This window comes from Xylanimonas ulmi, from assembly GCF_004216535.1.
GTDB classification, from domain to species: domain Bacteria; phylum Actinomycetota; class Actinomycetes; order Actinomycetales; family Cellulomonadaceae; genus Xylanimonas; species Xylanimonas ulmi.
The window spans coordinates 36,079-59,402 of sequence record NZ_SGWX01000001.1 but is presented as its reverse complement, the minus strand read 5'-3'; the positions used below and the strand labels follow the sequence as shown (position 1 = coordinate 59,402).

Sequence of the window (23,324 nt, the reverse complement as noted above, 5' to 3'; positions counted from 1 at the left end):
GGGAGCACCCGATGACCCAGTCCAGCGACCACCCGACGGGCTACCGCGTCGAGCACGACACCATGGGCGAGGTCCTGGTGCCCGTGAGCGCCAAGTACCGCGCCCAGACACAGCGCGCGGTGGACAACTTCGCCATCTCGTCCGCACGGCTGTCCCCGCCGCACATCGCCGCCCTCGGGCAGATCAAGCGGGCGGCCGCGCTCGCCAACCAGGAGCTGGGCGTCATCGCGGCGCCGGTCGCCGAGGCGATCGTCGCGGCCGCCACCGAGGTCACCTCGGGTCTGCGGGACGACCAGTTCCCGATCGACGTCTTCCAGACCGGCTCGGGCACGTCGTCCAACATGAACGCCAACGAGGTCATCGCCACGCTCGCCGGCGAGCGGCTCGGGCAGCCCGTGCACCCCAACGACCACGTCAACGCCTCACAGTCCAGCAACGACGTGTTCCCCGCCTCGATCCACATCGCCGCGACCGCGGCCGTGCTGCACGACCTGCTCCCGGCGCTCGACGAGCTCGCGTCGGCGCTGGAGGCGAAGGCGTCCGCGTTCGCCGACGTCGTCAAGTCGGGGCGCACGCACCTGATGGACGCCACGCCCGTGACGCTCGGGCAGGAGTTCGGGGGCTACGCGGCCCAGGTGCGCTACGGCGCCGAGCGCGTGCGCGCAGCCCTCCCGCGCCTGGCGGAGCTCCCGCTCGGCGGCACGGCCGTGGGCACCGGCATCAACACCCCGCCCGGCTTCCCGCAGCGCGTCATCGCGCTCGTGGCCGAGCACACGGGGCTGCCGCTCACGCGGGCGCGCAACCACTTCGAGGCGCAGGGCGCCCAAGACTCGCTCGTGGAGACCTCCGGCGCGCTGCGCACGATCGCGGTCAGCCTGACCAAGATCTGCAACGACCTGCGCTGGATGGGCTCGGGCCCACGCACCGGGCTGGCCGAGATCGCGCTGCCCGACCTGCAGCCCGGGTCGTCGATCATGCCCGGAAAGGTCAACCCGGTCATTCCCGAGGCGGTGCTTCAGGTCGCGTCGCAGGTCATCGGCAACGACGCGGCCATCGCGGTGGCGGGCGCCTCGGGCGCGTTCGAGCTCAACGTGCAGCTGCCGCTCATCGCGCGCAACCTGCTGGAGTCGATCACCCTGCTCGCGAACGGGTCGCGGCACCTCGCCCGCAAGTGCGTCGACGGGATCGTCGCGAACGCCGACCGGTGCCTGGTGTTCGCCCAGTCCTCCCCGTCGGTGGTCACGCCGCTCAACCGGGTCATCGGCTACGAGGCGGCCGCGAAGGTCGCCAAGCACGCCGTGCGTGAGGGACTCACGATCCGCGAGGCGGTCGTCGCCCTCGGCCACCTGGACGGCGACCTGACGGCCGAGCGGCTCGACGCCGCACTCGACGTGCTGTCGATGACGGTCGCGCCCACGGCGCCGGGCGCCGACTGATGCTGGTCGAACGGGTCGACGTCGTGATCGTCGGCGGGGGCGGAGCGGGCCTGCGCGCGGCGATCGAGGTCGCCCGCACCCGCCCCACGCTCACGGTGGCCCTCGTGTCCAAGGTCTACCCGATGCGGTCGCACACGGTCGCCGCCGAGGGCGGCTCCGCGGGCGTGGTCGGCGCGGACGACTCACTCGATCGGCACTTCGACGACACCGTGTCGGGTGGCGACTGGCTGTGCGACCAGGACGTGGTGCGGTACTTCGTCGAGCACGCGACGGCGGAGATGTACCAGCTCGAACGGTGGGGCTGCCCGTGGAGCCGGCGCCCGGACGGCGCGGTCAATGTGCGCCGCTTCGGTGGGATGAGCCGCCCGCGCACCTGGTTCGCCGCCGACAAGACCGGCTTCCACATGCTGCACACGCTGTTCCAGACGTCCCTGCAGTTCGCGCAGATCCGGCGCTTCGACGAGCACTTCGCGCTCGAGCTCGTCGTGCGGGACGGCGCCGTCGCCGGCGTCGTCGCCTACGACCAGCGCAACGGCTACCCGGTGCTGCTGGAGTCCGGCGCCGTCGTCATCGCGACCGGGGGTGCGGGGCGCGCCTACGCGCAGAACACCAACGGCGCCATCGTCACCGGCGACGGGATGGCGATGGCCTATCGCGCGGGCGTGCGCCTGCGCGACATGGAGTTCGTGCAGTACCACCCCACAGGCCTGCCCGGCTCGGGGATCCTCATCACCGAGGGCTGCCGCGGCGAGGGCGGCGTCCTGCTCAACAAGGACGGGTACCGATACCTGCAGGACTACGGGTTGGGGCCCGAGACCCCCGTCGGGCAGCCGAAGACCAAGCACATGGAGCTGGGCCCGCGCGACCGGCTCTCGCAGGCGTTCTGGCACGAGCAGCGCGCCGGGCGCACCATCCCGACCCCGCGCGGGGACGCCGTCCACCTCGACCTGCGCCATCTCGGCCGCGCCTACCTGCGCGAGCGCCTGCCTCTGATCTGCGAGCTCGCCGAGCAGTACGTGGGCGTCGACCCCGCGCGCGAGCCCATCCCGGTGGCGCCCACGGCGCACTACACCATGGGCGGCATCGAGACCGACGTGACCACCCAGACGTCGACGCCGGGACTCTTCGCGGTCGGCGAGTGCGCCTCCAGCGGCCTGCACGGCGCCAACCGACTCGGATCCAACTCGCTCGCCGAGCTCGTCGTGTTCGGGCGCGTCGCGGGCGAGCGCGCCGCAGAGCTGGCGTGGCGGGAGCCGCGCGGGCCGTCGACGTCGGTGCGCGCCGCCGGCGCCGAGATCGCCGACCGGTATGTCGCGATGATGGGCCGCGGCACGCAGAGCCCCAGCGAGATCCGCACCGAGCTGGGCCGGGTGATGGACGACGAGGTCGGCATCTTCCGCACGGCCGACGGCCTGCGCCGAGCGGCGACGGTGATCGCGGGCCTCAAGGACCGGCACCGCGACGTGCGCGTGAGCGACACCTGCCCCGTCTACAACACCGACTGGGCCCAGGCCGTCGAGCTCGGCGCGCTGCTCGACGTGGCGGAGACGATGGTCCACTCGGCGCTGCGGCGCACCGAGTCGCGCGGGTCGCACCAGCGCCTCGACGGCCACACCGCCCGCGACGACGAGCGGTTCCTGGCGCACTCGGTCGCCACCCACCGACCCGGCCAGGCGCCGCTGATCGGGTATCAGGACGTCGTCATCACCACGTCCCCACCGTCCGCGCGCGAGTACGGCGCCGCCGGCGCCAAGGCGGCGGCCGCCGCCGGGAAGGACGAGGAATGAGCGACGACCACGACGCGGAGGCGGTGGCCCCCACCCCGCCCGGCCCGGACGACGGTCGCGGACCCGGCGAGAGCCGCAGCGGCTCGACCGAGGTCCTCGGCACGGTGCGGCTGGAGGTGTTCCGCTACCGGCCCGACGACGGCGACGGACCGCGGACCGTGGCGTACGAGGTGCCGTACAGCACCGAGACGTCCCTGGTCGACGCGCTCAACTGGGTCAAGGACCACGTCGACTCGTCGCTGGCGTTCCGCTGGTCGTGCCGGATGGGCATCTGCGGCAGCTGCGGGATGATGGTCAACGGCCGCCCGCGCCTCGCGTGCGAGACGTTCCTGCGCACGTACGCCGACGAGGGGCTGCGCGTCGAGCCGCTGGAGAACTTCGACGTCGACCGCGACCTCGTCGTCGACCTCGAGCCGTTCCTCGCGCGCCTCACCTCGGTCATGCCGTGGGTCGTGCCCGGCGCCGAGGCGCCCGACGGGTCACCGGGGCGCGAGGGGAACACCCAGACCCCCGAGCAGATGGTCGCCTACCACGACTTCACGATGTGCGTGAACTGCCTGCTGTGCTACGCGGCCTGCCCGCAGGTCGGCATCGCGTCGGACTTCCTCGGGCCGGCGGCCATCACCGCGGCCGTCCGCTACGACAAGGACACGCGTGACAGCGGGTCCGACCGACGTCTGCCGGTGCTCGACACCGAGAACGGCGTGTGGCCCTGCACCTTCGTCGGCGCGTGCTCGACGGTCTGCCCCAAGGGCGTGGACCCCGCGGCGGCGATCCAGCAGGCCAAGATCGCCACCGCGCTGGCCTGGGCCGCCGAGTTCGTCACGCCGCACAAGGGCACGGCCGGCGACCTGAGCGACAAGACCGCACGGAGGGGATCACCATGACCCACGCCGACCGCACGCCCGGATCGAGTCCCGCACCACCGAGCCCGCGGCGCGACATGTCCGGGGTCCTGGCGGTCCTGGACGCGCGCGGCGTGGGCCAGCCGGCGAGCGCCCGGCGGCCGGTCTCCCGGCCGATGCCGCGCACCTGGTTCCTCCGCTCGCGCCAGATGCGCGCCTACGCCCTGCGCGAGGTCTCGTCCTTCATCGTCGGGCTCTTCCTGCTCGACCTCGTCGTCGGCATGGTCGCGCTGCACCGCGGCCCGCAGGCGTGGGACTCGTGGGTCACGCTGCAGCGCCACCCGCTCAACGTCGTCCTCATCGTGTTCGTGCTGGCGATGACGCTGGTCCACGCCACCACCTGGTACGCCGCCGCGCCCAAGATCGTGCGCGTGCGCATCGGCCAGGCGTACCTGTCCGGCCGCTGGATCGTCGCGGCGCAATACGTGGTCGCTCTCGCCGTCCTGGCGGCGACCGTCGTCTGGATCTGGAGGAGCGCGTCATGAGGCGCTGGGAGAGCCGCAACAACGAGTCCGTGATGTGGGCGCTGTTCGCCGGGGGCGGCCAACTGGCCGTCCTCGTGATGCCCGCCGTCGTGATCGTCTTCGGCGTCATCGTCCCGTTCGAGGTCTTCGGCGACGCGGCGACGACGTACCGCTCGCTGGCCGGCGTCGCCACCCACCCGGCGGCGTCGTTCGCCATTCTCGCGACGCTGGGCGTGATCCTGTGGCATTGCTGCCACCGCGGTTACCACGCCCTGCACGACCTGCACCTCAACCCGCCCGAGATCGTGCGAGCCGCGACGTACGGCCTGGCGATCGTGATTCCCGCTGGGGGGTGGGCGCTGTGCCTGGCGTCGTAGGCCCCCTCAAGCGGCAGCTGCGCTCGGCCGTCAGCGACGCGACGCTCGCCGCGTCGGTGCACAACAGCCAGCCCTGGCACTTCACCATGATCGCCCAGGGGGTCGCCGTGCGCGTCGACCCCACCCTGCGCCCGCGGATCATCGACCGCCAGGGCCGCTGGCTTCTGCAGTCCCTCGGCGCGGCGATCGCGAACCTGGAGCTGGGCATGCGCGTGCGGACCGGACGCACCACCCGCACCCAGGTGTTCCCGGACCTCGACCCGCACGAGGCGGGCGCGGCCAGCGGCGCCACCGCGACCCTGACCGGCGCCGTCGTCGCCGTCGTGGAGATCGCCGACGACGCCCGCGGCGACCCGCTCGACGACCGCCTCCACACCGCCATCCTGGAGCGCCGCACGAGCCGCGGCCCGCTCTACGGCGACCTGGAGGCGGCGGCGTGGGACACGGTCATGGCGGCCGCGAGCGCCGCGGGCGACGGCTGGCACATCCGCGCGCTGCGCCCCGACCCCGCTCAGACGGCGGCGCTGGTCGACCTCACCCGGGCGGTCGAGGCGCGATGGCGCGACGACGTCGCCTATCTCGCCGAGGTCCAACGGTGGACAAAGCCCGACGGCGGTCGCGGCATCCCGCCCACGCTGATCGGGCCGGGCGACCCGAGCGGCAACGTGCCGCGGCGCGAGTTCGCGGTCTCACCGACCTCCCCGCGAAGGGCTCCTGCGCCGTCGGGCGACACCGCGGCGCCATCCACCGACGTGTTCGAGGTCAGCCCGCGGCTGCTCGTGCTCGCCGGAGCCCCCGACGGGCCCACCACCTGGGTCCGGGCCGGCGCCGCGATGCAGCGCGCCATGCTCGCGGCGACCGCCGAGGAGGCCCGGGTCGGGTTCCTCGGCCAGGTCGTGGAGGACGACGAGGCCCGCGCGCGGGCGGGCGACCTGTTGAGCCTGCGGGACGAGGCGCTGCTGCAGGTGCTGCGCCTCGGCGCCGTCGACCCGACCAGGCACCCGCGACGATCGCCCCGGCGCCCGCTGCGCGAGGTGCTCGGCTGACGCGGCTGGCCCCGCGCTCAGACCGGCGACCGCGTCGTGGCGGCGAAGTGGTCGAGCACCGACCGGGCCAGCGGCGGCACGTCTCGTGGGCGCGACCCGTCGCGCAGCGACTGCGCGGCGAGCGCCCCCGCGGCGACAGCCGCGCGGGCGGCGACGGGTGAGACGACGGTCGGCGCGCCGTCGATGACCAGGCCGAGGAACTCCGCCATGGTCGCCACGTCCGCGTCCCCGTGCCCGCTGGTCACGCCCTCGATCGGATGCTCGGCGTCCCCGTGGATCTGCCAGTCGTGCCGGCGGTTCCAGACGCGCACGACTCCCCCGGCCGTGTCGCCGATGTTCTCCAGTCGCCCCTGCGTGCCGATGACCGTGTAGTTGCGCCAGTAGTCCGGGGTGAAGTGGCACTGCTGGTAGCTGGCCTGCACCCCGTTGTCGAGCGTCATCAGCATCATCGAGACGTCCTCGACGTCGACGACGGGGTTGAGCCCCGTGTTGCTCGCGGGCGGCCAGTTGGCGAGCGAGAACCAGTCCGCCATCGTCTGCCCGGGCCGCTCGCGACGGTCGGCCACCTCGCCGTAGACCATGAGGTCGCCCATGCCGACCACGCGGCGCGTGTACCCCCGCGCGAGGTAGTGGACGATGTCGATGTCGTGGCTCGCCTTCTGCAGCAGGAGCGTGCCGGTGCGCGACCGGTCGGCGTGCCAGTCCTTGAAGTAGTAGTCCGGGCCATGCCCCACGAAGTGGCGCACCCAGATGGCCTTGACCTCACCGATCTCGCCGCGCTCGATCACCCCTCGCATCGCGCGCACGACGCCCGCGTGCCGGTAGTTGTGCCCGACGTACAGCGGCGTCCCGCTCTCGGCCGCGGCCGCCAGCACCCGGTCGGCGTCCGCGAGCGTCGTGGCGAGCGGCTTCTCCAAGTAGCAGGCCACGCCCGCCCGCAACAGGTCGACCGCGATGTCCGCGTGGGTGTCGTCGGGGGTCGTGATGATCGCCGCGTCGGCGGCGCGCGCGGCGATCAGGTCGCGGTGGCTGGCGAAGGTCTGGACGTCGCCGAACAGGGTCCGGCCGCGGTCGAGGCCGACCGGGTCGCTGTCGACGACGGCGCTCACCGCGGCGTCGTCGCGGACCGCCGCGACATGACGCCCGATCCCGGCGCGCTGCCCGGCGCCGACGACGGCGACCGCCAGCCGTGGCCTGCTAAGCGACTTCATCATCCCCCACACCGCATGATCGATGGTGCGCGCTCCGGTCGCCGGACGCGCCTGAGCAGACCGTATGCGTCCGCGGTCCGGACCCGCCATCAACTGATCACCTGGACGGCAGGAGCGCCCGCGGGCGAGCCCGGCAGCGGCACACTCACGTGGCCAGTCGGACCGCCTGACCCGTCGCCGCGGACTCCTGAGCGGCCAACATCACCTCCAGGCTGCGGAGTCCCGCGGGCCCGTCTGGTTGCGGAGCCACGCCGCTGCGGACGCCGTCCAGAAAATGCCCGAGCATCGCACGGTCAAGATCGCCGCCGAACGCTAGCCACGCGGGCTGGTCTTCGGCCGTCCCGGCAACGTGGGCGCCGAACGGGTCGATGTCGATGACACCCTCTGTGCCGACCGCCTGAAGCGTGAGCCCACCCCAGTTGGGCGCTGCGTTCGGGTGGCTCCATGAGCAGTCGATCGTGGCGATCACCCCACCGGGGTAGGTGACATTGACCAGCCCACCGGTCTCGACGGTCACACGCGGATCGTCAGCGTGCAGGATGCGGTTCGTCGCCGCACGGACGGACTCCGCTCGCACGCCCAGCAAGGCATCCAGCAGATCTGCGACGTGCACGACGTGGTCGACAAGCGCTCCACCTCCCGCAAGCCTGGGGTCGACGAACCAGGGCCGCCCGTCCAGGGGGATCTTTCCGTTGTTGGTCCCCACCAACGCCATCACCTGTCCGAGGGATCCCGCGTCCACGTGCGCGCGCAGCGTCGCGAACTCGGGGCTGAACCGGACCGGGTAGGCGGTCATGAGGAAGACGCCGGCTCCGTCGCACGCCTCGATCATGGCGCGCGCGTCGGCGGCGCTCGTGGCGAGCGGCTTCTCGCACAGCACGTGCGCCCCCGCCCGGGCGGCGGCGACGACCAGGTCGCGGTGACGGGCGTTCTCGCTGCACACAATGACGGCGTCGGGACCCCAGGCGAACGCCTCGGCATACGTCTCGACGTAGTCCACGCCGAGAGTCTGTGCAAGCTCCCGACCCCGGGGGCCCCCACCCGATTCGGTCGAGCCGTCGGGGTCGGCGGCCAGTACCTGGACGCCAGGCCATGCGGTGAGCAGGTCCGCGTACGCCTCGGCGTGTGGGTGCGCGAAGGAGAGCACCGCGACCTTCAGGTCGGCGTGGCGGGGCTTGTCGTGGTTCACGCGCTTCTCCGATCCGTGGTGCCGACAGCGGCAGCCAGTGCGCACGCGCGTGCCGCTGTGTCGACGCGCACAGGCTCACCGCGCGCGATCGAGGTCTGGGCGGCGGCGGCGAGTTCGACGGCGATCGCCCCGTCGACGGCGTCGACGCGCGGGAGTGGCCCGCCGTCGAATGCCGCTGCGAACTCACGCAACTGCGCGAGATAGGGGCTCTCACCTCCGACCGCGGCGGGGCGAGGTCGCCCGTCGACCGCGACCGGGGCGAGGTCGGCTCGCACACCAGTTGGCTGAGCAGAGTCGTACCGCAGGACTCCGCGGTCGCCGGCGACGTGGACGGCGGTGCGGAACGCCAGGTGCGGCGGACCCCACAGCCCGGCGACCGAGCTGACGGCTCCGCTCACATGGGTGAGCGTGACGTGCGCGGTCTGCCGCTGGTCGGCGCGCGAGCGCAGCGCGTACACCTCACGGACCTCTCCAGCAATCCACCGCGCGATGTCCAGGTCGTGGATCATCTGGTCAGCGACGATCCCACCCGACCGTGCGTCGTCGGCGAACCATGGCGACCACGAGGGGAACACGCCGCTTCGCGTGAGCCGCAGCACGGCGGGGCGTCCGACACGCCCGGCGGCAACCGCGTTCCGGGTGGCGACGTACTCCGGGAAGTAGCGCACAACCTGGGCCGGATAGAGCTGCACCCCCGCACGGGCGGCTGCCCACACGAGCTCACCAGCCTGTGCCGGCGTGCGCGCGAGCGGCTTCTCGCACACCACGTGCCGGCCGGCCTCGATTGCGGCCAGCGTGTACTCGTAATGCGTGTCCGTCGGCGTCATGACGTCGACGACGTCGCTGCGGCCCAAAAGGTCGTCGAGGCTGGCGACCGCCTTCCCGCCGCATTCCGTCGCAAGGTCTTGCGCACCCTCGGCGCTGAAGACCGTGATCTCAGCACCGAGCGCCGCCCAGGCGGCGGCGTGCTCGACGGCGATTCCGCCGGCGCCGATCATTCCCACTCTCATGGTTACCGACACTCTCCATTCGGGGTCGAGGCCCAGGGGCCACGCGCGTCGACCTGTTCGACAGCGGACCTGTTCTCGGGGATCGGCGGGATCGCCGCCACCATCCGTCGCGTGATGCGCTCGGGGTCGGTCACGGCCGAGCCGACGACGACCGCATACGCACCCGTCGCAAAGGCCGCGGTGACGACAGCCGGGTCCCAGACACCCCCTTCGACGACCACCGGGACCGTGAGGGCGCGCACCAACCGTTCCGCCAGCTCCAGTGCGGGCGGGACGACGTCCCTCGTCTCTCGGGTGTACCCAGCCATGGTGGTCGCGATGAGGTCCGCGCCTGCCTCGACGGCGTCATGCGCCTCGGCCTCGGTTGCGCAGTCCGCCATCACGGGCACCCCGAGTGCGTGGCAGGCGGCGACGATCTCGCCGAACGTCTCCGCTGGTCGTCCTCGGGTCGCCGCATGCGCCGCGACAAGGTCCGCCCCCGCGTTCACCAGGGCCACCGCGTCGGACACCGACGGAGTGATGAACACCTCCTGGCCTGGCACGCGACGCTTCGTGATGCCGATGACCGGTCGGTCCGTGCTCCCGCTCAGCAGGGCGACGACGTCCGGGGACGCGACCCGGAAGCCGGCAGCCCCGCCGTGCCCTGCCGCCAGGGCGAGGCGCACCAGCGTGGCGGGGTGGTCGAGCGGTCCGCCCGGATGGTGGGTCTGCGCGGAGACGACCAGGCCGTGAGCCAGCTTCGCGACGGTCACATCACGAGATGGACGTCCGGTCCCTCGGGGGCGCGAGCCGGGAGTCAATTTCACAGGCTTTGGTATATACCATTTATCTCGGCCATGCAACGATTTTGGGAGGATCCGCCGTCAGTCCCTGCGCACGGCGAACCGAAGCGAGTACCGGTCGGCCCGGTACGTCGTCACCGCGTACTCGACGGGACCACCTCGCGAGTCGTACGAGGTCCGTGTCGCGCGCAGCGCCGCGGAGAACGGCGGCACGCCGAGCATCGCGGCGTCATGCTCGTCGAGCACCGTCGCCTCGATGAGCTGCTCGGCGCGCGTGGGCGCGATGCCGTAGTGCCGCTCGAGCAACTCGTAGAGCGAGCCAGTCAGATCGAGGTCCTCCAGGCCAGGGACGGTCGCTGCCGCGAGAGCGCACACCTCCAGGCACATCGGCTCGCCGTCTGCCATGCGCAGGCGCCGGACGGTCACGACACCGTCCCCCGGACTGAGGTGGAGGCTGCGCCCGACCTCGTCACCAGCGGCGCCGTGAGCGACCTCCAACAGTCGCGAGCTTGGCGTCCTGCCACGAGCCCGGACGTCCTCGCTGAACGACGTCAGGCGCAGCGACTTGGCGATCGACGGGCCGACGGAGTACGTGCCCCCGCCTTGAACCCGGTAGACCAACCCGTCGGACTCCAATTCGTCGATGGCGCGACGCACGGTGACGCGAGTGACGCCGAAGTCAGCCGCGAGGACCCGCTCGGGGGGAAGAGCGCTGCCGGCCGGCTTGCCGTCGATGTACGCCTCGAGCAGAGCGTCCTTGATCTGCAGGTACTTCGAGCGAGGCGGGGCTGTGACCCCGGGTTCTGCCGTCATAAGGCCATCCTAAAGGTCTATACCATCCATCACCAGGCTTGCGGCACCGACGACGTTCCCATGGGGCAGCGGCGCCGTAGCGCTCACCGGCGCAGCGCGCGGTCCCGGCAGCGTGTGCGCCATCAAGGCCCGCCTGAGCGGATCGAGCAGGTGAGCCCCTGCGTGCAGCACCCCGCCGCCCAACACAATCGCGTGCGGGTCGAGGAGATTGGCGGCGCCTGCCACGACCTGCCCGATCAGGGTCCCCGCCTCGACCAGCACCGTGCGCGCGGCGTCGTCTCCGCGCCCCGCAGCGGCCACAACGTCCTCCAGGCGCTCGCCCTGCCCACCACGCGCGGCGTAGCGGCTCACGATCGCCGGACCCGAGGCGTAGGCCTCCAGGTGGTCCTCGGCGCCGCACGGGCACCGGCGGCCCTCACGACCTGCGACCGGAGTGTGCCCGATCGACCCGGCGGTTCCGCTGCGCCCCGCGACCAACCTCCGGTCGTGGACGAAGGCGCCGCCGACGCCGGTCCCGACGGCGACGACCAGGACACTTCGCGCGTCCGCCGCGGCGCCGAACCGAGCCTCACCGAGAGCGAGCGCGTGAACGTCGTTGACGACACGCACCGGCAGGCCGGTCGCTGCCGCCAGGCCCGATCGAACATCGACGCCGGCCCAGCCTGGCAGCGCCTCGGTCGCACTGGTGACGACCCCGTCGGGGCCGATGACCCCAGCCACACCGGCGCCGCATGCCTCGGGTCGCAGACCCTCCGCACGGGCGCGCTCGAGCGTCAAGGCCGCACCAGCGCCTGCGGCCTCCAGCACCGCCGCTCCCCCGAGCCGTGCGGGCGTCGCGACGACGGAGCTCAGCAGCACCCGCCCGCACGCGTCGACCACGGCGGCGGCGGTCTTCGTTCCGCCGACGTCAACCCCCAGAAAGCAACGCACTCAGGCCCCCCGCGGTCTGTCGTGGGGCAGTCGGACGTCGAACTCGACCTCGAACGAACGACGCCACGGCAGGGTGACGCGGTCGAGCCGCGCTCCGGGCGAGACACGCTCAAGGAGCCCCGCGAGCTCACGGCGCGCGCGGGCGAGGTAGCTGTCCCCACGGCCGTCGGCGGCGGGGTCCTCTCCTGCCTGAGGGTCGAGCGTCCCCGTCAGGCGGGTGCGCACCACGGCCTGGTACCCCCAATCCTCCAGGACACGCCCCACCAGCAGCCTTCGCGCCGCGTGAGCGTCGAAGGCGCCGGCGCGCCTGCCGATCACTCCGGCGCGGAGCGTCGCCACGACCGACCCGAGAGTGTTCCCTGCGGTGTTCCACGCCGCGTAGGCGGACAGCCTCTCGATGAGCCCCTGCTCCAACAACTCCGTGACAAGCCGCGGGTCTGCTCCATTGGCGTATCGGACGTCGGCCAGGCCCACGGCGGCGCCCGCGTCGAGCGCGGCTCGGATGACCGCGGCGGTCGATCGCACGGCCTCGTCCCCCCGAGCGGCCGGCCCGGGCTCGCGCCCGCAGTCGTGGGGCATCCTCCCGCGCCAGTCCCCGCCGATGGGATCGGGCGCGTGCACGACCAGCAGCGCGTCGCCCGGCCCGTCAGCGACGACACTGCCCGACGCGCGAATCTGCGACGCCGCCCCCACACCCACCGGCGCGTTCTCGTAGGGCGCCGTGCGCTTGAGCCCCAGCGGGTCTGCGCACGCGACGGCGATCGACACCGGTCGCGGGTCGAGGGCGCCGAGCGCGCGAGAGACCAGGACGGCCGAGACCTCGTCGGCCCCAGGGTGGCTGACGACAGACCCCTCCGGCCGGCACAGCGCACGCGACCAGTGAGCGATCCACGCCTGCTCGACCGATCCGGCGGATCGGGACGCGGTGTCGTCGGCCGTGACGAGCAACGGGGCGATCACGCCGTCAGCCACGAGGTCAAGCGCCGCAAGGTTGACCAGGTGGTTGCGGAGCCGACGACGCAGGAAGTCCGCGCGCGCCTCATGCGGCACGCGGGCGCCGGCGCCCGACGTCGGCTCTCCCAGGAAGCTCCTGTGCAGGTCCGCGCCGACGGCGTGCAGGTCACGGCCGTACAGCGTCCAGTACTCGGGCTCCTCATCCGCCACATAGGAGTCGCTTGCGCGCATGACGACGGACAGCGCGGCGATCGGCAGGCTCGGTCGAGCGGCTCGGATGGTGCGCAACACCTGTGATCGCCCGAGGGTGCTCCACAGGTCGTCGTGACTCAGGCGCGAGGGGAGCAAACCGCCGTGGTGGAGCATCTCAAGCGACACGACCGCTGCGTCGGTGGCAGGGTCGAGGCACTGGCCGACCAGCCAGTCGCCGAGGACGTCCACGTCACCCGGCACACGCATCCGCGGCAGCGCTCCCGCAGGAGGCACGACGACCTCGGCGCCCGCGACCGCCGCGACCTCAGCGGGCAGGCGCACGTTGACAGGGCGCTCATCGAGCGGCAGCAACGCGATCCTCATGACGGGTCGCCTCCGACGACTCGGGACGCGGCAGCGGCCTGAACACCGTTCTGCGTGAGCCAGACCGTGGCGTTCGGTCCGAGGAGTCCAGCTCGCACCGCCTCCGCGTCACTCGCGAGCACCACCTCCCCGCGGGGCAAGGGCACAGGCGCCTCGTCGAAGTTGGTGACAGATATCCATCCACCGGGACGCTCGAAGCCGACGACACCGTTGCCGAGGTCGAGGAGCCGCATGCTCTCGGCGACCTGCAACACCCGGCGCAGCCTCAGCGCGCGGCGGTAGAGCGTGAGCGTCGACGCGGGGTCGCGCTCCTGACCGTCGACCGCGTACTCGCCGAACCATGACGGTTGAGGCAGGTGAGCACCGCCGGCGCCAAAGCCGAACGACGTGCCATCCGTGGTCCACGGCAGCGGGACTCGGCATCCGTCACGGCCAACCTCCAGCCCGTCCTTGCGCCAGAACACGGGATCCTGACGTTGGTCGTCGGGGACCATGACCTCAGGCAGACCCAACTCCTCGCCCTGGTAGAGGTAGGCCGAGCCTGGCAGGGCGAGCGCGAGCAGAGTCGCCGCACGCGCCCGCCGCAACCCGACCTCACGGTCCTCGATAGGCTGCGCCCCTCGGCTGCGCAGCCAGTCGTTCTCGTCACCGGCGCCGACGAGCCCGTACCTGGTCGCGTGCCGCACGACGTCGTGGCTGGAGAGCACCCACGTCGGCGGGGCTCCCGAGCGGTCAGCGAGGTCGTAGCTCTCCGCGATGACCCGACGGAACGCGCTCGCGTCCCAGGGCGCTCGCAGCAGGTCGAAGCCGAACGCCTGGTCGAGTGACCCGGGCGCGGTGTACCGGAGTCGCCGATCGGCGCTCACCCACGCCTCGGCGACCGCCATCAGCGGCGGGTCGTACTCGTCGAACACGCGCCGCCACTGTCGGTAGACGCTCTGGACGTCGTCGCGGTCCCACAGCGGGTGATCGCCGACCGCGTGCGCAGAGGCGTCATCAAGCTGCTCTTGGTTTGGCAGGTCGGCGTCGAGCCGCTTAGTCAGGCCGTTGGCGACATCGACGCGGAACCCGTCCACGCCCCGGTCCCCCCAAAAGCGCAGCACCTGTGTGAAGAAGTCGCGGACCGCCGGGTTGGACCAGTTGAAGTCGGGCTGTTCGGAGGTGAACAGGTGGAGGTACCACTGTCCGTCCGGCACGCGCGTCCACGCGGGCTCGCCCATCAGCGAGCGCCAGTCGGCGGGCGGCAGCTCGCCGTGCTCTCCCCTGCCGTCTCGAAACACGTACCAATCCCGCTCGGGCGATCCCGGCCCTGCGGCGAGCGCTGCCTGGAACCGAGCATGCCGGTTCGAGGAGTGGTTCGGAACGAGGTCGATGATCAATCGGATGCCTCGTTCGTGCAGGCCGTGCACCAGCAGGTCGAACTGCTCAAGCGTGCCGATACGGGGATCGATGTCGGTGTAGTCGTCGACGTCGTAGCCTCCGTCGACAAGCGCCGACGGATAGAACGGGCTGATCCACACGGCGTCGACCCCGAGCGCCTCGAGATGACCGATCCGGCCCAGGATGCCGGCGAAGTCACCGACACCGTCGCCATTGCCGTCCGCGAAGCTGCGCGGGTAGACCTGGTAGACGACCGCCTGACGCCACCAGGCCGCGCGCGCCGGGGATGAGGGCGTCACGGTCATGGCGTGGACTCCACCGTCCGGACCAGATGCACCATCGTCAACCTCTCAGGGAACAGCGCGGGGATCTGCACTCCGCGGCGCGACAGGACGCCTCCCGGCAGCCGTGCTCCAGTCGCCCACCACGGCGGCACGGTCCGCCCCATGAACTTCTCGACCTGCGACGCCAGTGCGACAGGCGTCACCAGGTACTCGGCGTCGGGGTCAAGTCCGGGAAGCCGGACCAAACCCGGCCGGGCGTACGGCGAGGTCGCCACAGCGGCGAACGAGAAAATCGCCTCACTCTGATCGCGTGCGACCACACCGTGCACGTGGAGCGAATCGTCGCCGTGGTCGACAGTGTGAAACCGGCCTGTGTGCAACAGAACCTGGTGGCGCCGGTACAGGGCGATCCACTCGCGCAACGCCTGGCGTTCTGCCGCGTCGGCGCGCCGCAGGTCCCGCTCGACGCCAAGGCAGCCAAAGAACGCGGTGCCCGCGCGGAACTCAAGCTCGTGCGTGCGCCCTGTCGCGGCGGCCCACGCCGAACCGATGTGCGACCCGATCAACTCGGGTGGCAGCAGCAGACGGGTCCAGCGTTCGATGTGCTGCCGCTCGAGGGCGTCAATCGCGTCGGATGCCCAGACCCTGTCAGTGCGCTCCAGAACACCCAGATCCACACGCGCACCGCCTGAGGCGCACGACTCGATCTCCAACCCCGGATGCCGCTCTCGCAGGGTGTCCATCAGCCGGTAGGCGGCGAGCGTCTGCCAGTGGACTGCGGGCGCCCCCTCGTGTCCGGCGTCGACGAGGTCCCGATTGTGGTCCCACTTGACGAAGTCGATCCCGTACTCAAGGACGAGTGCGTCGAGGCGAGCGAGCACGAACTCGAAGGCTTCCGGCTCGGTCAGGTCGAGCACCTGCTGGTGGCGCGCCTCCGGAGGCAGGCGCTCTCCGGCCGACAAGATCCACTCCGGGTGGGCGCGCGCCAGGTCGGAGTCGGTGTTGACCATCTCGGGTTCGAACCACAGGCCGAACTCCATTCCGCGCTCGCGGACCCTCTCAACCAACTTGTCGAGTCCATCGGGCCACACGTCGGGGTCGACGAACCAGTCCCCGAGCCCCGCGGAGTCGTCGCGACGGCCACGAAACCATCCGTCGTCGAGCACGAACCGCTCGATCCCGACGTCGGCCGCGGCGTCCGCGAGCTCGCTCAGGGTCTCGACATCCTGAGCGAAGTAGACCGCCTCCCAGGTGTTGAGCAGGACCGCCCGCCGCGGGCTCGGGTGGTTCGGGCGGGCACGCAGGTAGTCATGGAAGCGCCAGGACAATGCGTTGAGCCCGTCACCCCACGATCCGTAGACGGTGGGCGTGGTGTAGGACTGCCCGGGCGCGAGGCGCAACTCGCCGGGCAGCAGCAGTTCGCCACCCGCCAGAACACCTTGTCCCTCGGCGTTGCGCTCGGCAAGCACGCGGTGGTTGCCCGACCAGCCGACGTGGACACCCCACACCTGACCCGCTTCGAAAGCGAATCCGGGGCGGCCCGCGATCAAGAGGGTCGCAGCGTCCGATCCGGTTCGTCCGCGCCGGTTCTCCCGCAGGTGTGTGCCCTGTGTGAACGGGCTTCGCTGTGGCGCACGCTCGCGCAGGTGCCGCCCGGTGAAGTCGAGCAGTTCGGTCGCCTCGGTCGGCACCGGCAGCGCGAGGTTCATCTGGTCGAGCCAGTACTCACTGTCATGGTCGTCGTTCGTGAGGGTCGCTCGGAGCGTGACGAGACCCGACGAGGCCAACTCGATCGTGAGCACGAGTGACAAGAGGGCTTTCGCGTCGCGGGCATGAACGACCAGGCGCTGGGCGCCCTGATCGTGCTCGGTGTGCTCAACGGCCCGTGATGTGAAGGCCGGCGAGAAGTCGCGCCCGCCCCGGTGCCCACTGACGCCGGGGGTGCCAAACCAGCCTCGATGCGCCTCGGGCAGCACCGCCAGCGGCACGACTGCGTCGACGGGACCTGAGACGATCGGCGGGACTGACGACGTCACGAGCGCCCGCAGGTGCTCCTGGCTCAATGACCCAAGGTCCGGCCCCCAGTGCACGACGCGCGGCAGCCCCTCACCGACCGCCACGACGAGCGAGACCCCTCCTGCGCGCAGGTGCGCGACGTCGTCAGTCCCGATCCTCATCGCATGTTCCTCGCTGACGCGTACGCGAGGAAGGTGGCGCACTCGCCGAGACTGTCACGCAGGCGGGCAGCGACCGCGGCATCCATGCGCCCGGCGGACTGCTCGCGCTCGACGACGGACTGCAGCGCCGCGACCTGGCGCGAGGCGACGGTGACTTGGATGGGCCGCGCCTCGCCCCCCAGGACGGCCTTGACCGCCTTGAGCCGGGCGGTGAGCGTCGTGGCGATGACCCTGTCGAGCCCCTTGCGGGGGAGGTATGAGGCCGCGATCCGCTCCACAGCGTCGTCGACGACGGCACGTGTCGCCTCGATCGGGTGGACGCCCGGCGACACCGCCGACTCACGCCACGGCCCGCTTGAGAGCGCGCTGACGTGCGCTGGCCCCGCCTGGCCGAACGCGAAGATCACCGACCCGGCGTCCACGTCTCGCGCCGCCTGGGTCTGCTGGACGGTCGCGTCCGCACCGCCGCGCTCGTACATCGCGCTGAGCCCCGCGTACACCAGCTGACCCCCGGTCATGCTGTGCACGACCGTGTCGACCCGCTGGCGGATCGCGTCGAGGTTCGTGGTGTAGGCCTGCGGGATGACGACGTCGAGCACGTGGGACCACTGGCCGATCTTGTCCGCCTCGGTCCCGGCCTCCGGCGCGTCAGACACGACTGCGCCCGGCTTGACCGCCTTCACCGCCCGGGAGACTTCGCCGACCATGCGATTCTCCTCGGACTCGACGAACGTGGTCCACTGCGACCACGCTGCCTCGTCGTCCCCCGACAGTGTCAGCGGGTCCGTTCCGTAGGCGGCCTGGAACGTCGCGACGGCATCGGTGGAGAAGTTGTAGGCGCTCTGCCAGCTCCCGTTCGACGGGTAGCGCATGTAGTCCAGGTTCAGGCCCGCGAGGCCGTACTGGTGGACCATCTCGGAGGTGACATCGAGGAAGTACTGCCGAGCGCGGGGATCGGTGACGTCGAGCCAGTAGAACCCATTGGCGGACGGGAACGCGGCGTCCGAGCCGGCATGGTCACGGGGCTGGGCGAGCCACTCGGGGTGAGTGGTCACGATCGGACCGACACCGTCTCCCAGCTCATTGCCGACGGCGAGTCCGTCGACCCAGGCGTGCAGCGCGATGCCCACCCGTTCGGTCTCCGCCTTCCACACCGCCAGGGCGTCGAAGCCGGCGAACTCGGGGCGCTGCGCGGGTAGTCCGTACCGAGCGGCGACCGCGCTCGGGTAGATGGTGTATCCACCCCACAGGGTCTCCAGGTAGAGCTCGTTGACGCCCGTCTGCGCCATCCTCGCCACGGTCGCTCGAACCGCCTCGGCGTCGAGCTCGACCGGTCGGTACCAGACGCCGCGAGACTCGGCGACACGGCTGGGCGTCGCGGCGTACGACGCCGCGCGCGAGGCGGCCAGGGCCTGGTCGACCTGCCATAGGGCCGTCTGGTCGTCGACGCCCATCGCGGACCGTGCCACTCTCAGAGCGGCGTCCGCGCGGGTGAGCGCGTCGTTCGCAGTGGCGAAGTCCGCGTCGAGGAAGTTGGCGTCGCCTTCCGAGACAGCTTGGGCGACCCTGGCGACCTCGGCGGTCGCGCTGCTGATCGCCGTTCCGACGTCCGAGCGGATCCGGACAGCGCCTGCCTCGATCTCGACCGATGCGCCGACGATGCCGTTGGCGCGCAGGAACGCGTCCGCGACGCCATGGCCGGACAGGACGTAGCCGTCAGGAGGGATGGCAGAGTTCGCCCCACCGACCGCGGCCACGACCCCGGAGCGTACAACGAGCTCATATCCCCACTCGTTGGTGCCAGTGGATTGCCCGAAGGCCGGAGTGTACTGAATGAGCTGGTCAGCGCCTCGGTAACCGGGGAACTCGGCGCCGGAAGGGTTCGTCTCGGGCGTCGGGTCGACCACGGCCAGCGGGTTGCTGGCGTTCAGCGACGTCGGGCGCACGATCGTGACCAGATCTCCGGGCGTGAAGTGGTCAGTGATGAAGGCGACGGCGTCGGGGCTGCCGTCCGGGCCGGCAGACAGGACGAAGCCATCGGCCGGGATCTGGCGGTTCCCGCTGGTCGACAGATCCCTCTGGGCCGAGCCGACCGTCAGCACCTGGTACGTGTTCGGCTCCGCGGTGGCCTCGACGACGGCCTCTGCTCCCCAGGGGTTGGTGAAGGTGGAGAACCCGTAGTCCGGCGTGTACTGGACGAGCATCCCAGCGCCTCGACCAGTGTTGACCGCGTCGATGGCCCATTGCGCGCCGTCCGCGGCCACGACTGTCGGGCGGTCGACCTCGGTGGCATCGGCGCTCGCCGTGGGTGGAGGGACGCTCATCCCCACCGCGGCCAGCGCGAGCACCAGCAACGCGCGTGGCGCGCGCCGCAAGACAGCCCATCGATAAGGCGAGACTGCGCGATCGTGACTCATGCCTTTCACTGCTCCTCTCGATACCGTCCTTGGTCGTGGCGGCGCGCTCCGACCTTGCTCGGCCGTGCTCGCACCGCTGGGTGAGGCGTCGGCGGTCACCCTTTGATGGCGCCCGCGTCGACGCCTCGAAAGAACTGCCGCTGGAGAACGAGGAAGAAGACGACGATCGGGATGAAGGCGATCATGGTGCCGGCCGCGACGACACGCGGGTTGGACGAGAACGCGCCCGAGAGGTACTGCAGCCCGACGGTCAGCGTGAACTTCTCGGGGGTCGTCAGCACGAGCAACGGCCACAGGAAGTCGTCCCAAGCCGCGATGAACGCGAAGACGGAGATCACCGCCACCATGCCCCGAACGTTGGGGAGCCCGATGCGCCAGAAGCGCTGCCAGACGTTCGCGCCGTCGACGATCGCGGCCTCGTCCAGCTCCTTCGGCACCGCGAGAAACGCCTGACGCATCAAGAGGATGTTGATCATTGAGACCATCGCTGGAAGCGCGACCCCGAGCAGTGTGTCGGCCAAGCCGAGTTCGCGCACCGTGAGGTACTGCGCGACGATCGTCGACTCTGCCGGCAACAGCATTGTCGCGAGGATGGCCCCCAGGACAACGCCTCGGCCTCGGAACCTCAGTCGCGCGAGCGCGTAACCAGCCATGGTCGCGCCGATGATGTTCCCACCGACCACAAGCAGCGCGACGAGCGAAGAGTTCGCGGCGAACCCGAGGATCGGGATCTTCGTGGCCGCCTCGATGAAGTTCGCAAGCGTCGGATCGGAGGGGAAGAGTCGTGGCGTGGAGCTGTAGATGTCGTCAGCCGGGCCCTTGAGTGACGTCGACAGCTGCCACAGGAAGGGCCCGATCGTCACCGCGAGCACGACCAGGAGGCATGCGTACCGGACGACGAGTTCACTCGGGCGGACGGACGAGAAGCCTCGATGCGATCGGCCGACCTTGGACATCGCAGCGCCGGTCGAGGTTTCGGCCGCGGTCACTGCTCAGTCCTGCGCTGGACTCGTGCGATGACCGCGAGGGGAACCAACGTGACCACGAACAACAGCACTGACAACGCCGAGGCGTAGCCGAGGTTGCCGTTGAAGCCGCTGGCGTACATCTGGACGAGCATCACGATCGATACGTTTGCGCCGCCGACACCGCCGGTCCCGTTAGTCAGGATGAACAGCTCCGAGAACACCCGCAGGGCCCCGACGGTGATCAGCACCCCGACGAGGAACATCGTGCCGCGCACGCCTGGAACGGTCACGCTCCAGAACCGCCGCCACGCGGACGCGCCGTCGACGGCCGCCGCCTCGTGCAACTCGCGAGGCACGCTGCCCAGCGCGGACAGGTAGATCACCATGTAGTACCCCAGGCCTTTCCAGATCGTCAGACTGATGGCGCTCAGGAGCAGCAGCCATCGGTCGGTCAGGAAGGGGACCGACCGCGTGATGAGCCCGAGGCTCTTGGCGATCGCGTTGATCGCGCCGCGATCGTCGAGCAACCAGGTCCAAATCAGCCCGACCACCACCGCGGAGGCGACGACCGGGGTGTAGAACATCGTCCGGAAGAAGCCGATCGCCGGGATCTTCTTCTCGACCAAGACCGCTAAACCGAGCGGAAGGACCAAGAGGAAGGGCAAGCAGACCGCCAGGTAGACCAGCCCGTTGACCAAGGCGGTGCCGACCTGGTCGTCGTGGAGCATCCGCACGAAGTTGTCCGCTCCGACGAACGTCCCGCCGGAGAGCATCTTGGCGTTCGTGAAAGCGAGCACGACGACGTTGATGGCGGGAACGAGGTTGAAGACCACGAGAAAGGCGATCGCCGGAAGGCACAGCAGCCACGGCGCGAACCAACTGTGGGTGCGGATCCTCCGGGCGCGTCCGAATGCTGCCGTGGTCGGTCGGCTGGCGCCGATCGACTCGCTCTGACCTTCTGCGCCGCCGCCCGCCTGTGCGGACCACCGCGCTCCGCCGGCCTGTGCCGTCGCGCTCATCGGCTCCTCCGTTCGTTTGGGGTCGCGCTGATCGGACGGGGCCGTGTCACGGTCGACGACCCGGCCCCGTCCGCGGGCGGCTCTACTCGGAGAGCATCTGGTTGCACTTCTCGACGGCCGTGTCGAGCGCCTCACGCGACGACACCTGTCCGGTCATCGCCGCCGCGATCTCCTGGTTGATGATCGTGGACATCGCCGAGGAGACCTGGACCGGCTCCAGCACACGCGCGTCGTCGAGCGAGGCGAAGGCGATCGCCTTCGCCTCTGCGATGTCACTGCCGTCAGACGCGGCAAAGTCCGACTGCGAGGACAGCGTGGACGGGAAGATGCCCGGAACGAGGTCGGCGAACGCCTCCTGGTTCTCGGCGTTCGTCAGGAAGCGGGCAAGCGCGATCGCCGTGGCCTTGTTCTTCGACGTCTTCGGCACGGACACGCCCTGAACATCGAGCGGCGGGGTGCCGAAGTGGGGCGAGAGGGCGAACTTGTCCTCGAGCGACGGGTTGTCGGCGATGGCGCCCGCGATGAAGTTGCCGCCTCCGGTCGTCCATCCGACCGCGCCCTTCTTGAACAGCTCGGTGTGACCGAGAAACTTGTCGGTGAGCACGTCCTGGGGCAGCAACCCGTCGGCGTAGGCCTGGCGGTACTCGTCGAGCAGGGCGACGGCGTCTTTGGAGTTGAAGACGAACTCCGTGCCTTCGTCGTTGATGACCTTGACGCCCGCCGAGGCGAAGTCTCCCAGGTTCGGCTTCTTGCTCATGAGGTAGGCCTGGCCGTCGGTCGCCGACTTCACGGTCCGCGCTGCTGCGAGGAGCTCGTCGAAGTCCCGCGGCGGGCTCTCAGGGTCGAGCCCGGCCTGGGTGAGCAGATCGGTGTTCCAGTAGTTCAGCTCAGTCGTCAGGTACCAGGGGTAGCCGTAGGTGCCCTCGATGCCAGCGAATTGGAAGCCCTCGAGCGCCCCTGCGACGTAGGTCGAGTCGAGCTCATCGTCGAGTTGCGTCAAGTCCTCCAGCAAACCCTCCTTGGCGAGCTGAAAGCCGAACGCGGGCGTCGTGTTGGTGACGTCGGGCAACTCCCCCGCGCTCGCCTGAGCGAGCAGCTTGTCCTCGTACCCCTCGCCTGGCTGGTCGATCCAGTTGACGTGTGTGCCGGGGTACTTCTCCTCGAAAGCGGCGATGACACCCTCGATGTAGTCCGAGAAGCCCGCCTTCAGCGCCCAAGTCTGCAGCGTCACGTCACCTGTGATCTCGCCAGTGACATCAGAGCTCGACGGCTCCGATCCCGCGTCGTCCGCCTGAGCTCCGGACAAGCCGCACCCTGCGAGGGTCATCGCCGTGGTGATGCCCGCGAGGGTCGCCACCAGTCGTCGGTTCCTCATCCCTGCCTCCTGTGATCCCGCCACGATGTGGTCTGGCTTACACCACGGTGAGCATCACAGGTGTATACCAATCTGTCAACCCTCCCGGCAAGAGGCTGGGTTACACATCGGTGTCGAGAGCGTTTCGAGCAGATTGGCCTAGACAGATGGGCCGCCAATAACGTTGTCGACGCTTCATGATGAGCGGCTGAGGTATAGACCATCCTGCATGGCTGAGGCAAGCC

19 protein-coding genes are annotated in these 23,324 nt (G+C 70.7%); 6 read left to right on the top strand and 13 right to left on the bottom strand.

Annotation, left to right across the window (positions count from 1 at the left end; genetic code table 11):
• Positions 1-11: 11 nt before the first annotated feature.
• Genes EV386_RS00245 through EV386_RS00220 form a run of 6 tightly spaced genes read left to right on the top strand, consistent with a single transcriptional unit; the run spans position 12 to position 6,015 of the window.
• Entirely contained in the window at positions 12-1,436 is a 1,425-nt protein-coding gene (locus EV386_RS00245; RefSeq protein WP_130411262.1) for a class II fumarate hydratase, read from the top strand.
• Complete coding sequence (gene frdA / locus EV386_RS00240; RefSeq protein ID WP_130411260.1) at positions 1,436-3,223, top strand: fumarate reductase (quinol) flavoprotein subunit; 1,788 nt, start codon at positions 1,436-1,438, stop codon at positions 3,221-3,223. The genes EV386_RS00245 and frdA overlap by 1 nt, the downstream gene beginning before the upstream one ends.
• Complete coding sequence (locus EV386_RS00235) at positions 3,220-4,110, top strand: succinate dehydrogenase/fumarate reductase iron-sulfur subunit (protein WP_130411258.1); 891 nt, start codon at positions 3,220-3,222, stop codon at positions 4,108-4,110. The genes frdA and EV386_RS00235 overlap by 4 nt, the downstream gene beginning before the upstream one ends.
• Positions 4,107-4,613 (top strand): fumarate reductase subunit C, encoded by a 507-nt coding sequence (locus EV386_RS00230; RefSeq protein ID WP_130411256.1) that lies wholly within the window; start codon positions 4,107-4,109, stop codon positions 4,611-4,613. The genes EV386_RS00235 and EV386_RS00230 overlap by 4 nt, the downstream gene beginning before the upstream one ends.
• Entirely contained in the window at positions 4,610-4,969 is a 360-nt protein-coding gene (gene frdD / locus EV386_RS00225; RefSeq protein WP_130411254.1) for a fumarate reductase subunit FrdD, read from the top strand. Before EV386_RS00230 ends, frdD begins: the two co-directional genes overlap by 4 nt.
• Positions 4,954-6,015, top strand: coding sequence for a nitroreductase family protein (locus tag EV386_RS00220; RefSeq protein WP_165399783.1), 1,062 nt, complete (start codon positions 4,954-4,956; stop codon positions 6,013-6,015). The genes frdD and EV386_RS00220 overlap by 16 nt, the downstream gene beginning before the upstream one ends.
• A gap of 17 nt (positions 6,016-6,032) precedes the next feature.
• Here the strand turns inward: EV386_RS00220 and EV386_RS00215 are convergent, their stop codons facing one another.
• From EV386_RS00215 to EV386_RS00155, 13 genes are all read right to left on the bottom strand, one after another.
• Positions 6,033-7,226, bottom strand: a complete 1,194-nt coding sequence (locus EV386_RS00215; RefSeq protein WP_207216436.1) for a Gfo/Idh/MocA family protein — start codon at positions 7,224-7,226, stop codon at positions 6,033-6,035.
• 145 nt (positions 7,227-7,371) lie between these two features.
• Positions 7,372-8,415, bottom strand: coding sequence for a Gfo/Idh/MocA family protein (locus EV386_RS00210; RefSeq protein ID WP_207216435.1), 1,044 nt, complete (start codon positions 8,413-8,415; stop codon positions 7,372-7,374).
• Positions 8,412-9,425, bottom strand: coding sequence for a Gfo/Idh/MocA family protein (locus EV386_RS00205; RefSeq protein WP_130411248.1), 1,014 nt, complete (start codon positions 9,423-9,425; stop codon positions 8,412-8,414). Before EV386_RS00205 ends, EV386_RS00210 begins: the two co-directional genes overlap by 4 nt.
• 2 nt (positions 9,426-9,427) lie before the next feature.
• Positions 9,428-10,177, bottom strand: coding sequence for an N-acetylmannosamine-6-phosphate 2-epimerase (locus EV386_RS00200; protein ID WP_165399782.1), 750 nt, complete (start codon positions 10,175-10,177; stop codon positions 9,428-9,430).
• A 111-nt stretch (positions 10,178-10,288) separates the two neighbouring features.
• Positions 10,289-11,020, bottom strand: a complete 732-nt coding sequence (locus EV386_RS00195) for a GntR family transcriptional regulator (RefSeq protein ID WP_130411244.1) — start codon at positions 11,018-11,020, stop codon at positions 10,289-10,291.
• 9 nt (positions 11,021-11,029) lie between these two features.
• Positions 11,030-11,950, bottom strand: coding sequence for an ROK family protein (locus tag EV386_RS00190; protein ID WP_130411242.1), 921 nt, complete (start codon positions 11,948-11,950; stop codon positions 11,030-11,032).
• Entirely contained in the window at positions 11,951-13,480 is a 1,530-nt protein-coding gene (locus EV386_RS00185; RefSeq protein ID WP_130411239.1) for a DUF4127 family protein, read from the bottom strand.
• Positions 13,477-15,165: a glycoside hydrolase family 13 protein gene (locus EV386_RS00180; RefSeq protein ID WP_130411237.1), complete on the bottom strand. Its 1,689-nt coding sequence runs from the start codon at positions 15,163-15,165 to the stop codon at positions 13,477-13,479. The genes EV386_RS00185 and EV386_RS00180 overlap by 4 nt, the downstream gene beginning before the upstream one ends.
• Positions 15,162-17,321, bottom strand: coding sequence for an alpha-galactosidase (locus tag EV386_RS00175; RefSeq protein WP_130411235.1), 2,160 nt, complete (start codon positions 17,319-17,321; stop codon positions 15,162-15,164). The genes EV386_RS00180 and EV386_RS00175 overlap by 4 nt, the downstream gene beginning before the upstream one ends.
• On the bottom strand, positions 17,318-19,696 hold the full coding sequence (locus tag EV386_RS00170) for a glycoside hydrolase family 10-like protein (protein WP_165399781.1): 2,379 nt from the start codon (positions 19,694-19,696) through the stop codon (positions 17,318-17,320). Before EV386_RS00170 ends, EV386_RS00175 begins: the two co-directional genes overlap by 4 nt.
• A gap of 137 nt (positions 19,697-19,833) precedes the next feature.
• A complete protein-coding gene (locus tag EV386_RS00165) occupies positions 19,834-20,601 on the bottom strand; it encodes a carbohydrate ABC transporter permease (RefSeq protein WP_242607752.1) in 768 nt (255 codons plus the stop codon).
• A gap of 122 nt (positions 20,602-20,723) precedes the next feature.
• Complete coding sequence (locus EV386_RS00160; protein ID WP_341272790.1) at positions 20,724-21,860, bottom strand: carbohydrate ABC transporter permease; 1,137 nt, start codon at positions 21,858-21,860, stop codon at positions 20,724-20,726.
• The gene (locus EV386_RS00155; protein ID WP_130411231.1) at positions 21,808-23,100 is read right to left on the bottom strand and encodes an ABC transporter substrate-binding protein; all 1,293 of its coding nucleotides are present in this window, start codon (positions 23,098-23,100) and stop codon (positions 21,808-21,810) included. The genes EV386_RS00160 and EV386_RS00155 overlap by 53 nt, the downstream gene beginning before the upstream one ends.
• Positions 23,101-23,324: the final 224 nt, after the last annotated feature.

Coding starts and splice junctions, on each gene's coding strand:
- EV386_RS00205 (WP_130411248.1), bottom strand. CDS start 9,425: ATGAGAGTGGGAATGATCGGCGCCGGCGGAATCGCCGTCGAGCACGCC.
- EV386_RS00180 (WP_130411237.1), bottom strand. CDS start 15,165: ATGACCGTGACGCCCTCATCCCCGGCGCGCGCGGCCTGGTGGCGTCAG.
- EV386_RS00175 (WP_130411235.1), bottom strand. CDS start 17,321: ATGAGGATCGGGACTGACGACGTCGCGCACCTGCGCGCAGGAGGGGTC.
- frdA (WP_130411260.1), top strand. CDS start 1,436: ATGCTGGTCGAACGGGTCGACGTCGTGATCGTCGGCGGGGGCGGAGCG.
- EV386_RS00185 (WP_130411239.1), bottom strand. CDS start 13,480: ATGAGGATCGCGTTGCTGCCGCTCGATGAGCGCCCTGTCAACGTGCGC.
- frdD (WP_130411254.1), top strand. CDS start 4,610: ATGAGGCGCTGGGAGAGCCGCAACAACGAGTCCGTGATGTGGGCGCTG.
- EV386_RS00195 (WP_130411244.1), bottom strand. CDS start 11,020: ATGACGGCAGAACCCGGGGTCACAGCCCCGCCTCGCTCGAAGTACCTG.
- EV386_RS00215 (WP_207216436.1), bottom strand. CDS start 7,226: ATGAAGTCGCTTAGCAGGCCACGGCTGGCGGTCGCCGTCGTCGGCGCC.
- EV386_RS00245 (WP_130411262.1), top strand. CDS start 12: ATGACCCAGTCCAGCGACCACCCGACGGGCTACCGCGTCGAGCACGAC.
- EV386_RS00235 (WP_130411258.1), top strand. CDS start 3,220: ATGAGCGACGACCACGACGCGGAGGCGGTGGCCCCCACCCCGCCCGGC.
- EV386_RS00155 (WP_130411231.1), bottom strand. CDS start 23,100: ATGAGGAACCGACGACTGGTGGCGACCCTCGCGGGCATCACCACGGCG.
- EV386_RS00230 (WP_130411256.1), top strand. CDS start 4,107: ATGACCCACGCCGACCGCACGCCCGGATCGAGTCCCGCACCACCGAGC.